Below are 15104 nucleotides of genomic sequence, written 5' to 3'. Positions count from 1 at the left end.
CCCGAATGACGAGCGGGTCAGCCGCCGTCGAGCCGAAGCCGCACGAGCGGGATCACGGGGTCCGGCCGACCCGTCGCCGCCTCGACCGCGCGCCGGAGCGACGCCCAGAGCCGCGGATGCTGCGCCGCGTAACGCTCGAGGATCCGCGCGCTCTCGTCGGCATCCAGCAGCTCGGCGTGAGCCGGACGGTCGACGCGCCGTCCGATGCTCACGACGCAGCGCGGGTCGGCGCGGAGGTTTCGGTACCACTGGGCTGTAGGGCCGAACCCCGACGCGACGATGATCGAGTCCGCGCTCTCTCGCTGCACCGCCTCCAGGACGACGCGTCGGAGCCGCCCGCTCGTGCGCCCACGATGCCGGAGCATGAGCAGCCGACCGCCGAAGAGGACCCCGAGCCGCAGGTCGAAGACGACGAGTGGCAGACGTACCGCCCATCGGGTCGTCAGGAACTTCGCGGCGACGTTCATCGGTGCGCTCCGACAGATCGGGTCGCCACTGACGCGTCCGAAACGGAGTCGACGGGCACTTCTGCCGCAAGGAACGCCTCCGCGGCATCGACGACCGCTCGGTAGCGCGGTGTGCGGAAGAGGTCGAAGACGTGGTGGGTCCCCGGCAGCTCGACCGAGGCGACGGTCCGGTGCGAGCGGGCGCGCAGGGCCTCCGCGAGACGACGCGCGAGTCCGACTGGCACGTACGGGTCGAGGTCGCCGTGCACGATGAGGAACGGCGGAGCGTCGGCGTCGACGTGGTCGAGCGGGTCCGACGACGGACGGTGTCGCGCATCGAGGCCGTAGTACGGCCCGTAGTACCCCGCGAAGCCGAGGACGGCGCGCACCGTCCCGGATTCGATACCGCCCGAGCCCTCACCCGCGGTGACCTCGGGCGAGAGCCCCGCGATCGAGGCCAGGTGCCCTCCGGCCGAGGTACCGGCGAGGATCAGTCGACGCGGATCGCCGCCGTACCGCTCAGCCCGGGTCGCCGCCCATCGGAGAGCCGCACCGTAGTCGGCGAGGTGTCCATCGAAGCCGACTTCGGGCCTGAGGCGGTAGTTGATGCTCAGGCACAGGTAGCCGGCACGCGCGAGGCGGTTCAGCAGGAGGCGTGCCTCCTTGCTCTTGCGGCCCGAGAAGTAGCCACCACCGTGGGCGTAGACGACGACGGGAGCCTGCTCGGTGCGCTCCGACGTGTAGACGTCGAGCAGGTTCTTGCGTCCGTGGGGGCCGTAGCGCACGTTCCGGATGCGTCGCACACCCCGGCCCGACATCGCGAAGGGCGCGAAGAGGTCAACGAGGAGCCGGCCGCGCTCGCGGGGCGTCCCGACGGCGGAGGCGGCATCCTCGAGTCCCGCCGCTCGGAACGCGGCGATGAGGGCGGGACGCGCCGCGAGCTGCCGGGCGACGACGAGCACCAGGCCCGCGGTGATCGGGGCGAGCAGTACGACCGCGATCAGGTCTTGGGTGCCCCCGATGCCCCCGTCGATCGCGGCGAGACCGGTCGAAAGCAGCAGCCACACGAGCATCGCGAGCGGGAGTTCGTTGACGACGAGTCCGAGTACGAAGCTCAGCCCCGAGAGCAGCCGCCCGCGCCGCGGGGAGAGAAGGGCGAACCCGGTCATGAGGGCGCCCATGAGGATCGAGATGAGGTAGCCGTTCACGAGGCTCCGTTCGCTGTCGTGGTCAAGTCGTCGAGCCTAACAACATCTGTTGTTTTGCTCAACGCCTGCCGCGTCTTGAGATCGGCTCGGTAACCTGTCGACGTGAGCAGCAGGCGCGCGACCATCTCCCGGGCGGCGCTGCAGGTGATCGCGACGAGCGGGCTTCGCGGCCTCACCCATCGCGAGGTGGACAGGGTCGCCGGCGTGCCCGCGGGGAGCACCGGCAACCTGTTCAGCACACGCGAATCGCTCCTCGCCGCCGTCGTCGAAGAGCTCGAGCGCCTCGACGCGACCTCGCTCTTCGAGAGCGAAGGCGAGTACCCGCCGCCCACTCTCGACGCGGCCGTCGGCGTGCTCGGCGAGTTCGCCGCGACCACGACGCGGGGGGAGCTGGGCGCGACGACCCGGGTGCGCCTGAGCCTTCTCCTGGCCCACCCCGAGATCGTCGCCGCGGCCCACGAGCGCGCGCTCGTTCTTTTGCGGGGGCTCGTCGCTCCGCTCGACCTCCCCGATCCCGCGGCGGTAGCTCGGCGCCTCGCCGCCTACCTCGACGGCCTCGCGTTGCACGCCACGACGGGGAGCGACCCCGACCTCGCGGAGGTGCGCCTGGCGCTGCGTGCCCTGCTCGTCGCGGGCTGACCGAGCGGTTTCGAGACGCGACCGCCTGCAGCCGGCGCTCCTCAACCCGCGGAGTCGTCCTCCGGGTCGCGCTCCGCGAGCTCGCGCGTGCGGATGAACTCCGCGAAGCGGTGCCCCGAGTCCTTCACGATGCGCTCCTGCGTCTCGTAGTCGACCCGCACGATCCCGAAGCGCTTGGCGTAGCCGTAGCCCCACTCGAAGTTGTCGAGCAGCGACCAGACCATGTAGCCGCGCACGTCCGCTCCGGCCGCCCTGGCCCGCAGCGCGGCCGCGAGGTGCTCCTCGACGTACCGCTGCCGCTCGACGTCGCGCACCCGCCCGTCGACGACCTCGTCGGCGAAGGCTGCGCCGTTCTCGGTGATCATGAGCGGCACGTCGGGGTGCTCGGCGTGCAGCCGCAGCAGGAGCTGCTCGAGGGCGTCCGGCGCGATGTTCCACCCCATGTCGGTGCGCGGCCCCGGCTGCGGGTGGAACTCGACGTGCTCACTACCCGGCCAGGGGGAGCCCCCCGCGCCCTTGTGCCCGTCGTTGCCCGTGCGCGGTGAACGGCCGTCCCACTCCGACACGGTCACCGTCGAGTAGTAATTGACGCCCAGCACGTCGATCGGCGCCGAGATCTTCTCGAGGTCCCCCTGCCGCACGAACTGCCAGTCGGTGACCCCCGCGGTGTCGAGCAGCAGGTCGTCGGGGTACTCGCCGTTCAGGATCGGCCCGGTGAACGACCGGTTGGCGAGCGCGTCGATGCGGCGCACGGCATCCTCGGCGTTCTCGTCGAACGGCCGGGCGACGTGGAAGTTGAGCGTCGCCGACACCTCGGGCGCGTTGCTCGCCGCCCGACGGATCTCGGGCACCGCGAGGCCGTGCGCGAGGTTGAGGTGGTGCATCGCGGCGAGCGCCGACGCGCCCTTCGTGCGGCCGGGGGCGTGCGAGCCCGACCCGTAGCCGAGGAACGCCGAGCACCACGGCTCGTTGAGCGTCGTCCACAGCGCGACGCGGTCGCCGAGCGGCTCGACGATGCGGGCCGCGTACTCGGCGAAGCGCTCGGCGGTGTCGCGCTCCGGCCAGCCGCCGGCCTCCTCGAGCTCGTACGGGAGGTCCCAGTGGTAGAGCGTCGCGACCGGACGGATGCCGCGGGCGAGCAGCCCGTCGACGAGCCGGCTGTAGAACGCGACGCCGGGCTGGTTGAGCGCGCCCTGGCCGCCCGGCTGCACGCGCGGCCAGGAGATCGAGAACCGGTAGGCCTCGAGCCCGAGGTCGCGCATCAGGTCGAGGTCGGACTCGAGCCGGTGGTAGTGGTCGGCGGCGACGTCGCCGGTGTCGCCGTTCCAAGTGCGTCCCGGGGTGTGGCTGAAGACATCCCAGATCGACGGACCGCGGCCGTCGTCGCGCGCCGCCCCCTCGATCTGGTACGCGGCGGTCGCCGCTCCGAGCAGGAAATCGTCCGGGATGTGCACGGGCCGAGGATACCCGCTTGGGAGCGCTCCCACGTACGTCGGCCACGAAGGGGACACGAGTGGAGGCGCCGCACGATCATCGACCATGCGGCGCCTCCCGGAGACCTCAGCCCGCGAGAGAGCGTCGCCGCGCGGCGACACCGGCGAGGCCGCCGAGCGCGAGCAGCCCGAGGGCGGCGAGCAGAGCCCCTGCGGGTTCGACACCGGTCGCTGCGAGCCCGCGCCCCGCGCCGCCCGCGGTTCCCCCGCCGTTCGGCTGCGGCTGGGGGGCCGCGACGACCGTGTACTCGAGCGTCTCGACCTCCCGGTGGCCCGCCCGGTCAACCGCCGTGACGGTCACCTCGTGGGTGCCCACCACATCCGTCGCGAGCGAGTCCCCCACCGAGCTCACGCAGCTCGCGACACCCGAGGCGGCGTCGTCGCAGCGGAACTCGAAATCGACATCGGCACCCTGGACGATCTCATCGTCGGCCACGAGCGCGGTGTTCGACGCGGGCGCGTCGATGACGATCCACGGCGTGTTGCGGTCGACGCGCACCTCGAGCGTCTGCTGCGGGTCCTCATTGCCGAGGCTGTCGATGGCGTAGTAGGTGATCGTCGAGAGCCCGTCCGTGAAGTCGTCGATCGTCCACGTGCCGGAGCTCTCCGACCCCGACGCGTACTGTCCCATCGACCCGGTGTAGGTCCACCGCAGCTGGTCGACACCCGAGGGGTCGGATGCCGTCAGCGTGATCCGCGGCATCGTGAGGTACCAGCCCGAAGCGGGAACCTCAGGAGCGTCGACGACGACGGCCGGACCCTCGGTGTCGGGAACGAACACGGTGTAGCTGCGCTCGACCCGGGTCACGTTGCCGGCCGTGTCGACGGCGGTCGCCGACCAGGTGAAGGTGCCGGGCTCCGACGTGTCGAGCAACTCACCAGAGTCGACGGTTCCGTCGCAGCTCTCCAGGCCGCTGCCCGCGTCGGTGCACGAGTACTCGGCGACGAGGTCACCGCCCTGGGCGATCCGGATGCCGTCCGCCGGCCCCTCGATCGTCACGGCGGGAGCGGTCAGGTCGAGCGACAGGGTGTACGTGGTCGTCGTGCTCACGTTGCCGAAGTAGTCGACCGCGCGAGACTCGTAGTGGTGCGTGCCGGTCTCAGCGACCACCGCAGTGGTCGTCGCAGCGGCGACCCGCACCCACTCGCTCCACGCGCCCGCGCCGCGGCTGCGGACGTCGACGTACTCGACTCCCGCTCCCGCGTCGACGGCATCCATCCGCAGGGTGACCGGCTCGGCGTACCAGCCGCTGGCGGGCGCGGGCGGAGCCGAGATCGTCACGTCGGGCGCGACGGTCTCGTTCAAGATGACGTTCACCATCCCGACGACGATCCGGGTCTCGAGACCCGAATTGTTGGCCGCCCAGGCGCGTACCTCGTAGAGCCCCTCTTCGCGCGGCATCCAGGTGCTGTCCGTCTGAGCACCGCCCTGCCGAACCCCATCGAGATAGAAGTCGACGAAGCACTGGTCGATGTTCGTGCGGTCGATGCCCGACTCGGGGTCGGCGCACACGTAGTCGATGTAGATCGGCGAACCGAAGCGGTGCGCTCCCGGTGCCGGCGCCGTGACGACCATCGTCGGCGGCGTGCGGTCGATCTTGATGAGCACGTCGAACTCCTCGGAGACGTTGCCGTCGCTGTCGGCGGCGGTCGCGCTCACCCGGGTGACCCCCTGGGCGTCGATGGTGACGGCGACGCTGCTGCCGGCCACGGTCGCGCCCCCGCTCTGCGCGCCCGAGGCGGTCCAGGTGATCGACTCGACGGAGCCGATTCGTGAAGAGCCGACGATCCGGATCTCGACCGTGTCGTCGTGCCAGGCCTCGTTGGGCACCGGCGGCGGAACCTCGAAGCGCACCGTCGGGGCGGGCTCTTCGGGATCGCCGCCCGGTGCGAGAGCCGCCGCCGCGGTGGGGGCCACCGCGCCGATCAGGAGTGGGAGGAGTGCGACCGCGCCGAGCGCGCCGCGCAGCCGATGCCGCGTGTTGATTCGTGTCATGCCGCCAGCCTCGGCGGCGCGGAACGTCGTCACCCGGGCGTTGTCGGCGCGACAATGCACGACCAACGATCCGCCGACCGCGGTCAGGCGTCGGCGAAGGGAGCGAGCCTCAAGGCGAAGCCGACCGCGTCCCCGAGCGACAGCCGGGCACCATCCTCGAGCAGCGCATTCCACAGCGCGGGGGGCAGTCCCTGTCGCACCCGTTCTCGATAGACGACGAAGTCCACCGGCTCGCTCACGGTGGCGTCCCATCCGATCCGCCGACCGAGAGCCTCGGCCGCCCCGATCAGACGAGCGCCCGCGGCGTGCTGCTCGACGAGCGCCGAGGCGCCGGCGACGAGGTAGAGGTTGGTGAGCGTGGTGCTCGGGTCGTGCTGCGACGTGCTCAGCCGGGTGATCGGCAGGAGGAGGCCGAGAGCTTCCCGGCCGCGCTTCAGATCCATCAACACCTTGCTGCGCACCGCGAGGGCGACCACGGCCACCCAGCGGTCGCCGCCGTCGTCGGCGAGGGCCGACGCCGAGGTGAGCGCGTCGAGCGCTCGCGCGGGTTGGCCGGCGCTGCGCAGCGCCTGCCCGCGGATGACGAGCGCGAGGCTGCGACTCCATGGGTCGCCGTCGATCGACTCGGCCTCGTCGGACAGCCGGAGCGCCTCCTCGACGTCACCGTAGATGGCGTGCCAGTAGGAGCGGAAGGCGAGGAGACGGAGTCGGGTACCCGGGTCGTCGACGCGTTCCGCCAGCTCGAGCCCGCGCGTGGTGGCGGCGAAGGTCTCCTCGCGCTCCCCGAGTTGGAACAGCAGCATCGCGAGGTGCACGAGTGCCTCGGCTTCGACGCGCGCGTCGTCGGTGGCGGCCTCCTCCGAGGGTAGGGCCAGGGCCCGTTCGGTCCATTCCCGACCCTGGCCGAGCATCCCGCGTCGAAACCAGTACCACCCGAGTCCCGCGACGAGGCGGAGCGCGCAGGAGCGGTCGCTCCGACTCAGCGAGCCTTCCAGCGCCAACACGAGGTCGGGGTGGATGGCGTCGTAGGAGGCCGAGACCTCCGACTCCCGGTCATCGTGGAGGGCCGGCTCCCGCGCGGCGACGAGGTCGGCATGCCATCGCGCGTGCCGCACCGTCCAGTCGGAGTCGACGTCGGACTCCAGCCGGCGTGCGGCGTACTTCACCGATTCGAGGAGGCGGTGCGAGACGGCACCCCGTTCGTCTCGGATCACAGCGACGAGGGATGCGCGGACGAGGCCGTCGAGCGCCTCGCCGATTCGATGCGCATCGGCTCCGACCGCCGCGCCGTCGGGGTGCAACCGGCAGATGGTGCGCGCAGCGTCGGCGGTGAACACGCCTGCGAACTCGGCGAGCTGGCGCAGGAGGAGGCGTTCGTCGGGCCCGAGGAGGTCGGTGCTCCAGCGGATCGTCGCGGGCAGACTCGACTGACGGTCCCCGTCGGCGTCCGCCGCCAGCAGGCGGCGATCGGCGATCGCCGCTGCGAGCTCGGCGAGGCTGAGCGACACGAGCCGCGCCGCCGCGAGCTCGAGCGCGAGCGGCAACCCGTCGAGCGCGATCACGATCCCTTCGATGAGGGCGCGGTCGGTGGCGGCCAGGTCGAGACCGGGAACCACGTCGTCGGCGCGATCGCAGAAGATCCGCACCGCCGCGTCGGTATCGTCGCCGAGGAAGGGTTCGACCTCGATCCGCCTCTCACCCGGGATGCCGAGCGTTTGCCTGCTCGTGACGAGCACCGAGATACCGGCGGTCGCCGCGAGCAACCCTTTGCACAGCTCCGCGATGTCGCCGACGAGGTGCTCCGCGTTGTCGAGCACGAGAAGCCCGCGACGGCCGTCGATCGCACGTGCGATCGTGTCGACCGACGGAGACGAGGCTCCGACGAGGGCGGAGAGGGCCGCGACGACCGCGCCCGCGCTCGTCAGCGGGGCCAACTCCAGGAACCACTGCTCAGCATCCTCGTGGTCGCCGACGCGCCGCGCTGCCTCGACGGCGAGGCGGGTCTTGCCGACGCCGCCCGGTCCGACGAGCGTGACGAGGCGCGACGACTGCCGGGCCAGCCGGATGGCGGCGAGCTCGCGCTCGCGCCCGACGAACACGGTGAGCGGCAGCGGCACGGCGTGCCGCACGACGCTCGCGGCGGATCCGGTGCCGGCGCCGGACTCGAGGTCGAGCCGGACGATGGCCTGCCGCAACCGCGCGAGGGCGGCGGCGGGATCGAGCCCGAGCGTCTCGGCGCGGCGACGCTGGAACCCGTCGATGACGGCGAGTGCGTCGGCGCCCCGACCGGCGCGACCGAGCGCCGTGGCGAGGAGCTCGGTCGGCCGCTCGTGGTCGGAGTACGTGGCGGCGAGCGGCTCCAGAAGCTCCAGAGCCCCTCGGATGTCGTCGGCGTCCAGGCGGTGTTCTGCCTGCCGTTCCGCGAGCGATCGGTGGACTCCGCGGGTCTCCGCCACCACCTCCTGCGCGAACGGCACACGCTCCAGCCCCACGAGCACGCCGCCCGTCCACAGGGTATGCGCCTCGTCCAGATCCGCCTTCGGCGCATCGGCGCGAGCGAGTCGCCGGAAGCGGAGGAGGTCGACATCGTCCGCGACGACATCGAGCCGGTATCCGCCGCGCCCCCCGAGCAAGAACGGTCCCAGCGGGCCGTCGCGCAACCGGGAGAGGTAGGACCGCAACGACACGACAGCGGCCGGACTCGGCTCCTCCCAGAGCTCCGCGATCAACTGGTCGGCGGGGACCGCCGCGCCGGCGGCGAGGGCGAGCCGGGCGATGATCGCGCGCGGCATCAACCCTCGCAGCTCGACCTCGTCGCCCTCGACGATCACGCGCGGCTCGGCGAGCAACACGACGCTCACGTCGTGGGGACGGGGTCGCGGCGCTGTCATCGCAGCGTCATTCGGCTTTCGAATGACCCGACCTTTTCCGACGGACGCGGCGTTGTCAATTCGGCTCGCCGTTCCGCCGCCCGATGTGCTGCGGTGTGGACCAGGTGGGCGCAGGCGGCGAGCGCCGCGAGGCCGAAGAGCGCGTGGAACCCGAGCACGATCGCTCCCGCATCCGAGGCGCCCCCAGGGTGAGTCTCGGAGCCGAAGGCGCGGGCGACGAGGAAGAGCACGACCTGCATCACGATCGCGAAGAGGGGGATCGTCGAGAGCACGATCAGACGGCGCGGCAGGCGCGCCACCGCCGCGGCGACGATGACGAGGATGGCGAGCACGGGCAGCGCGGTGCGTGCCAACCATTCGTGCCCTGAGAAGCCGCCGGTGGCATCCCGGTCGCCGAACGCGCCGAACGCGGCCAGATAGAACTGGGCGATGATCGCGACGAGCAACGCGGCCGAGGAGATGACGAGCAGGTGATGGCGCATGAGCGAGGTCCTTCGAGTCGGGGAGCCGGGAGCGGCCCCGAACCAGGATCGAGACCATCGCCGCTCGGTGGCCCCGCGTTGGGGCCCCGACAATGTCCCATCAACGTTGTTGCGGGATTGCCCTCCCGCCGACCGGGCTTCACGCGGGAGTCGCCGACGCGACGATCGAGCAATGAACCTCTCGTCTCTCGTGCAGTACGTCCCTACTCGCCTCGGCGATCTCGCCGTCACGGTCGTCGGCTCCGGCCCGCCGGCGGTTCTGTGGCACGGCATGTTCGTCGACAGCCTCAGCTGGGCGCGGATCGTCCCGGAGCTCTCGACCCGCCGCCAGTTGCTGCTCATCGACGGCCCCGCGCACGGAGGTAGTGCGCGCCTCACGCGGCGCAGTTCGATCGCGGAGTGCGCGGACGTGGCGCTCGAGATCGTCGACGCTCTCGCCGACGGGGGGCCGGTCGACTGGGTGGGCAACGCCTGGGGCGGTCATGTGGGGATGCGGGTCGCCGCTACTCGGGGAGACCGTCTCCGGTCGCTCGTGGCGATCTCCTCACCGCCCGAGGCGGTCTCGGGGGCGGGCACCATCGCCATGCTCGCGACGGTGCTCGACCTGTTCGGGCCGGTGCGATTCCTCACCGACAAGATCGTCGAGGCGCAACTCACCGAGGCCTCCCAAGCGGACGAGAGCATCCGGCGCGTCGTCGAGAACGCGCTCGCCCGCACCGACCGACACAGCCTGGCCCGCGCCGTGCGATCCTTCATCGTGCATCGTCCCGATGCGACCGCCGACCTGCCGTCGATCAGCGTTCCCGCGCTCTACCTCGCGAGCGACGACCGCGGCGAGTGGACGCCGGAGGATGCTGCGCGGGCGGCGGAGGCCACGCCGAACGCCCGTCTCGCCGTCGTCGAGAAGGCCAGGACGCTCGCCGCCGTCGAGCAGCCGGCCGCCGTGGCGGAGCACATTCTCGAGTTCTGGCGCTCGACGATGCCACGCTGAGAGGGCCGCGTTCAGAGGCGGTCGAGCGCTCCCACGACGTCCTCCACGAGGTCGTCGACATCTTCGATGCCCACCGAGAGCCGCACGACCGAGTCGGGCACCTCGAGCTCGGTGCCGCGCACCGACGCGTGCGTCATCTCCGACGGGTAGCAGACGAGCGACTCGACGCCCCCGAGGGATTCGGCGAGCTGGAAGAGCTCCATCGACTCGGCGAACCGACGGGCGGTGGCGCCGTCGGCGAGCTGCACCGACAGCATCCCGCCGAACGCCCGCATCTGCGCGGCGGCGGGGTCGTGGCCCGGATGATCGGGCAGCCCCGGGTAGTACACCGCGGAGAGCTTCGGATGCCCCACGAGCGCCTCGGCGATCGCCTGTGCGTTGGAGGAGTGCCGGTCCATCCGCACCGCGAGCGTCTTGATGCCGCGCGTCGTGAGCCAGGCGTCCATCGGACCGGAGACCGCGCCGACCGCGAACTGGAGGAAACCCACCTTCTCGGCCAGCTCGCCGTCGCGCAGGATCACGGCGCCCCCGAGCACGTCGGAGTGTCCGCCGAGGTACTTCGTCGTCGAGTGCACGACGACGTCCGCGCCGAGCGCGAGGGGCTGCTGCAGGTAGGGCGTCGCGAAGGTGTTGTCGACGACGACGATCGCGCTGGCCGCGTGGGCGAGTTCGGCGACACCGGCGATGTCGGTGACCTTCATGAGCGGGTTGCTCGGCGTCTCGACCCAGACCACCTTCGTGGCGTCGGGGCGGATCGCGGCCTTCACGGCATCCAGGTCGCTCATGTCGACGGTCGACAGCGAGACGCCCCACGGCACGTGCGTCCGGCTCACGAGGCGGTGCGTGCCGCCGTAGACGTCGTTGCCCATGAGCACGTGGTCGTTCGGCCCGAGGAGGGCGCGCAGCAGGGTGTCTTCGGCAGCGAGCCCCGACGCGAACGAGAACGCCTGGTCGCCGCCCTCGAGACTCGCGAGCTGCTCCTGCAGCGACGTGCGCGTCGGGTTGCCGCCGCGCGTGTACTCGTAGCCGTTGCGGAAGCCGCCGATGCCGTCTTGCACGAACGTCGTCGTGAAGTACACGGGCGGGATGACGGCGCCCGTGGTCGGGTCGAAGTCCTGCCCGGCGTGGATGGCGCGGGTCGAGAACCGGTGCTGATCGCTCATGGTGGTGCCTTCGGGTGGGGCGCTACGCGCCGAGGAAGCTGAGGAGGTCGTGGCGGGTGATGACGCCGGCGGGCTTGCCGTCGTCCACCACGAGCAACGCGTCGGAGGTGCTCAGGGCTTCCCGCGCCGCCTCGACGGGTTCGTGGATGCCGATGAGCGGGAGGGCCTTCCCGATGTGCGACTCGAGCGCGTCGGTGAGCGCCGCACGACCGGAGAAGACGGCATCCACGAGCGCGCGCTCGTCGATGGACCCGACGACCTCGCCCATGACGACCGGCGGTTCCGCCGACAGCACCGGCATCGAGCCGATGTCGTAGCGGCGCATCTTGTCGATGACGTGCCGCACGGTGTCGCTCGGATGCACGTGGATCAGGTCGGGCAGGTCGGCGTCCTTCGTCTGGATGACGTCTTCGACCGTCTTGCCGCCTTCGGGCGGGAGGAAGCCGTACGACCGCATCCACTTGTCGTTGAAGACCTTGCCGAGGTAGCCGCGCCCGCCGTCGGGCAGCAGCACGACGACGACCGCGTCGGCGGGGAGATCCTTCGCCGCCTTGAGCGCCGCGCTCACCGCGAGGCCGCTCGAGCCGCCGACGAGCAGTCCCTCCTCACGGGCGAGACGGCGGGTGATGTCGAACGACTCGGCGTCGCTCGAGGCGATGATCTCGTCGACGACGCTCGGGTCGTAGGCGGTCGGCCAGAAGTCCTCACCGACGCCCTCGACGAGGTACGGACGCCCCGTGCCGCCCGAGTACACCGAGCCTTCGGGATCCGCCCCGATGACGACGATGCCCGGATTCTGCTCCTTGAGGTACTTGCCGGCACCCGAGATCGTGCCGCCCGTGCCGACGCCGGCGACGTAGTGCGTGACCTTGCCGTCGGTGTCGCGCCAGATCTCGGGACCCGTGGTCTCGTAGTGGCTCAGCGGACCGTTGATGTTCGAGTACTGGTCGGGCTTGAACGCGCCCGGGATCTCGCGGGCGAGGCGATCCGACACCGAGTAATACGAGTCGGGGCTCTCCGGGGCGACCGACGTCGGGCAGACGACGACCTCGGCACCGTACGCCTTGAGGGTGTTGATCTTGTCTTCCGAGACCTTGTCGGGGCAGACGAAGACGCACTTGTAGCCGCGCTGCTGTGCGACGAGAGCGAGGCCGATGCCGGTGTTACCCGACGTCGGCTCGACGATCGTGCCACCGGGCTTGAGCTTGCCCTCGGCTTCGGCCGCGTCGATGATGCGTTGCGCGATGCGGTCTTTGCTCGACCCGCCCGGGTTGACGTACTCGATCTTCGCGAGCACCGTCGCGGCGATCCCGTCGGTCACCTTGTGGAGCTTGTCCAGAGGCGTGTTGCCGACGAGGTCGAGCACGGTCTCCGCGTACTTCATGCCCCGATCCTACGGTCGGCCCTCTGCCTGTTACCTGGCCACCCGAGGATGAGTGGCGCGCGCCGACGTTGGCGGAACGACGCGCGCCACGCCTCAGTCCGCGGGACGCGCCCCGCGGCGGTTCGGGGGCTCGACCGGGGCGACATCCACGAAGGTGCGCGCGCGCACCCCGCCGACCCCGTCGACGAGCCAGAGCAACAGGCGGGCCGGGCCGCCCGGTGCGGGGATGGTCAGGATGACGGCATCTGTCACGCGGTAAGGCTCGGCCGCGATCGACGCGCCGACGAGAGCGTCGGGCGGACTCGCCGGGAAGGGGCGACCGGCAGACACCCAGGCGGCGTGCACCGTCCCGGCGATCCCGGCGGATCCGTGGTGCGAGACCCGCACGCCGAGGTCGAACGGGGCGACGGGCACCTCGAGGTCGGCGCCGGCGTGACGCGGCACGAGGTCGACGACGAGCACCGTGTCGGCGTGGGCGTCGGCGTGGCTCAGGCCGCCGGCATCCTTCGGGCGGCGGTCGGCGTCCACCACGCCCGCCATCTCGTGCTCGACGTCCGCGAGCTCCGTGTAGACGTAGCCGGCGAAGCGGTCGTGGCGGCGCAGCTCCTGCGTCTGCCAGCGCACGTGCCACGCGCGCTCGAGGCTCGTGAACCCCGCGCCGTACTCGCTGTTGAGGATCGGCACCCCGGTGCGCGGGAACTCGGGGGAACCGTAGAACGACTTGTCGACGACGAAGTCGGGCCCGAGCTTCACGGGGAACGCCTCACGCTCGCCCGACGCGAGGTCGGCGACGTTGGTGGCCCACGCCTGCGGGTCCTCGTCGTAGTAGTGCCAGTCGACGAGGTCGCTCTTCACGTGCGCCCAGCCCGAGTTCTCGACGATCGGGCGGCTCGCGTCGAGCGCGCGCAGGGCGTCGTAGGCGTCGACGGCCGCGGCGGCGCGCTCGGGGCTGCCCGGGATGTCCCAGTCGAGCCCCCACTCCTCGTTGTAGAGACCCCAGACGATGATCGACGGATGATCGCCGTCGCGCGCGACCATGCCGGGCAGCTGGGCCTCGAAGGCCGCGGCCGCCTCGGGCGACCACCGGCTGGGGGCGGGCGGCTCGGTCCAGACGAGCATGCCCATCCGGTCGGCGTGATGGAGCCAGCGCGGCTCCTCGAGCTTGAGGTGCTTGCGCACGAGGTTGAAGCCGAGGTCACGGGCGAGCTCGAGATCGCGTACGAGGGCGTCCTCGTCGGGCGCGGTGAGCCCGGTCGCCGGCCAGTAGCCCTGGTCGAGCACGCCGCGCAGGTAGAGCCGCTCGCCGTTGAGCCGCAGTTCCTCGCCGACAGTCTCGATGCGGCGCAGTCCCGCGGTCGCGGTGAGCCGGTCGTCGGCGACGGCGACCTCAACGCGGTAGAGGTGCGGGTCGGCGGGGCTCCAGAGGCGCGGCGTGACCAGGGCGAGCTCGCCCGTGATGCAGCCGTCGGCATCCGCGGTCAGCTCGACCGTCTCGCCCGAGCCGCCGTCGACGACCGTGAGCGTCACGACGGCGCCGGCCGCGGCATCCCCCGCGACCCGCCCCGCGACGGTGAGGTGGGCGAGCGAGTCGCCGCGCAGCGAGAGCGCCTCGACGTAGGTGCGGCCGCGCGCCTCGAGCCACACGGGCTGCCAGATGCCCGACGTCGGCGTGAACGAGACGCCGTCGTAATCGTCGCGCGGGATGGAGCGTTGCTTGCCGTGCGGGACGGCGCGCTTGTCGGCGGGCGCCGCGACCTCGATCTCGAGTCGCGCGGTCGACCCGGGGGCGAGGTGCTCGCTCACGTCGAACTCGAACGACTCGTGCCCGCCGACGTGCTCCCCGATGAGGTGCCCGTCGAGCCGCACGACCGCGCGATGATGCACGGCGCCGAAGCACAGCGCGACCCGCGCGTCGCCCCACGTCGCGGGGGCCGTGACCTCGCGGGAGTAGGTCGCCCGCTCGAGCCACGTGCGCGCGACGCCCGACGCCGTCGTCTCCCACGCGAACGGCACGAGGATGTCGGCCACGCCGTCCTCGCTCGTGAGCTCCCACGTGCCGTTGAGGGTGAGCCAGCGCTCCGAACGGTCGCGGTCGGGGCGCGGGTACTCCGGCTTGGGAACGGCAGACGGAGCGACGGACATGGCGGTGCCTTTCGGATCGGGGTGCAGCACGTTCAGCCCTTGACGCTTCCGGCGAGGATGCCGTTGATGAAGTGCCGCTGGAACGCGATGAAGATGACGAGGAGCGGGATGAGGGCGACCGACGCGGCGGCGAGCAGCTCGCCTGTGACGGTCGCGTAGTCGGCGCCGATCTTGCTGCCCGAGATCGTCGCCGCGAGTGTCGAGAGCATCACCTGGAGGGTCGCCATCCGTTCGGAGCTCGCGACCACGACGGGCCAGACGACGTCCTT

General features: G+C 71.5%; 11 protein-coding genes and 1 pseudogene. 2 read left to right on the top strand and 10 right to left on the bottom strand.

From position 1 onward, the window contains the following. Nucleotides 1-17 precede the first annotated feature (17 nt). Together ACO1X9_RS00735 and ACO1X9_RS00730 are read right to left on the bottom strand one after the other, a co-directional pair. On the bottom strand, nt 18-467 hold the full coding sequence (locus ACO1X9_RS00735; RefSeq protein ID WP_486348915.1) for a nitroreductase family deazaflavin-dependent oxidoreductase: 450 nt from the start codon (nt 465-467) through the stop codon (nt 18-20). Next, complete coding sequence (locus ACO1X9_RS00730) at nt 464-1654, bottom strand: alpha/beta hydrolase (protein ID WP_486348914.1); 1191 nt, start codon at nt 1652-1654, stop codon at nt 464-466. The genes ACO1X9_RS00735 and ACO1X9_RS00730 overlap by 4 nt, the downstream gene beginning before the upstream one ends. A 102-nt stretch (nt 1655-1756) precedes the next feature. Between ACO1X9_RS00730 and ACO1X9_RS00725 the strand changes: the two genes are divergently transcribed. After that, entirely contained in the window at nt 1757-2293 is a 537-nt protein-coding gene (locus ACO1X9_RS00725; RefSeq protein ID WP_486348913.1) for a TetR/AcrR family transcriptional regulator, read from the top strand. A 41-nt stretch (nt 2294-2334) separates the two neighbouring features. On the opposite strand, the gene ACO1X9_RS00720 is transcribed toward ACO1X9_RS00725, so the two are convergent. The 4 genes from ACO1X9_RS00720 to ACO1X9_RS00705 form a co-directional block, all read right to left on the bottom strand. Beyond that, entirely contained in the window at nt 2335-3834 is a 1500-nt protein-coding gene (locus ACO1X9_RS00720; protein WP_486348912.1) for a GH1 family beta-glucosidase, read from the bottom strand. A gap of 19 nt (nt 3835-3853) precedes the next feature. Next, nucleotides 3854-5782: a hypothetical protein gene (locus ACO1X9_RS00715; protein ID WP_486348911.1), complete on the bottom strand. Its 1929-nt coding sequence runs from the start codon at nt 5780-5782 to the stop codon at nt 3854-3856. Nucleotides 5783-5865: 83 nt separating this feature from the next. After that, nucleotides 5866-8673, bottom strand: coding sequence for an ATP-binding protein (locus ACO1X9_RS00710; protein WP_486348910.1), 2808 nt, complete (start codon nt 8671-8673; stop codon nt 5866-5868). Then, nucleotides 8670-9155, bottom strand: a complete 486-nt coding sequence (locus tag ACO1X9_RS00705; RefSeq protein WP_486348909.1) for a DUF6220 domain-containing protein — start codon at nt 9153-9155, stop codon at nt 8670-8672. Before ACO1X9_RS00705 ends, ACO1X9_RS00710 begins: the two co-directional genes overlap by 4 nt. Before the next feature lie 172 nt (nt 9156-9327). Here ACO1X9_RS00705 and ACO1X9_RS00700 point away from each other — a divergent pair, with 172 nt between their 5' ends. Then, nucleotides 9328-10146 (top strand): alpha/beta fold hydrolase, encoded by an 819-nt coding sequence (locus ACO1X9_RS00700; protein WP_486348908.1) that lies wholly within the window; start codon nt 9328-9330, stop codon nt 10144-10146. Nucleotides 10147-10157: 11 nt separating this feature from the next. Here the strand turns inward: ACO1X9_RS00700 and ACO1X9_RS00695 are convergent, their stop codons facing one another. The 4 genes and pseudogenes from ACO1X9_RS00695 to ACO1X9_RS00680 all read right to left on the bottom strand — a co-directional run. Then, nucleotides 10158-11309 (bottom strand): cystathionine gamma-synthase, encoded by a 1152-nt coding sequence (locus ACO1X9_RS00695; protein WP_486348907.1) that lies wholly within the window; start codon nt 11307-11309, stop codon nt 10158-10160. A gap of 22 nt (nt 11310-11331) precedes the next feature. Continuing rightward, on the bottom strand, nt 11332-12693 hold the full coding sequence (locus ACO1X9_RS00690) for a cystathionine beta-synthase (RefSeq protein ID WP_486348906.1): 1362 nt from the start codon (nt 12691-12693) through the stop codon (nt 11332-11334). A gap of 93 nt (nt 12694-12786) precedes the next feature. Next, a complete protein-coding gene (locus tag ACO1X9_RS00685; RefSeq protein WP_486348905.1) occupies nt 12787-14835 on the bottom strand; it encodes a glycoside hydrolase family 2 protein in 2049 nt (682 codons plus the stop codon). Nucleotides 14836-14867: 32 nt separating this feature from the next. Next, nucleotides 14868-15104: pseudogene (locus tag ACO1X9_RS00680) on the bottom strand (hypothetical protein); the annotation flags it as partial.

It is taken from the genome of Pseudolysinimonas sp. (genome assembly GCF_057350545.1).
The sequence above is the reverse complement of the archived record's forward strand: the minus strand, read 5'-3'. Positions and strand labels throughout refer to the sequence as shown.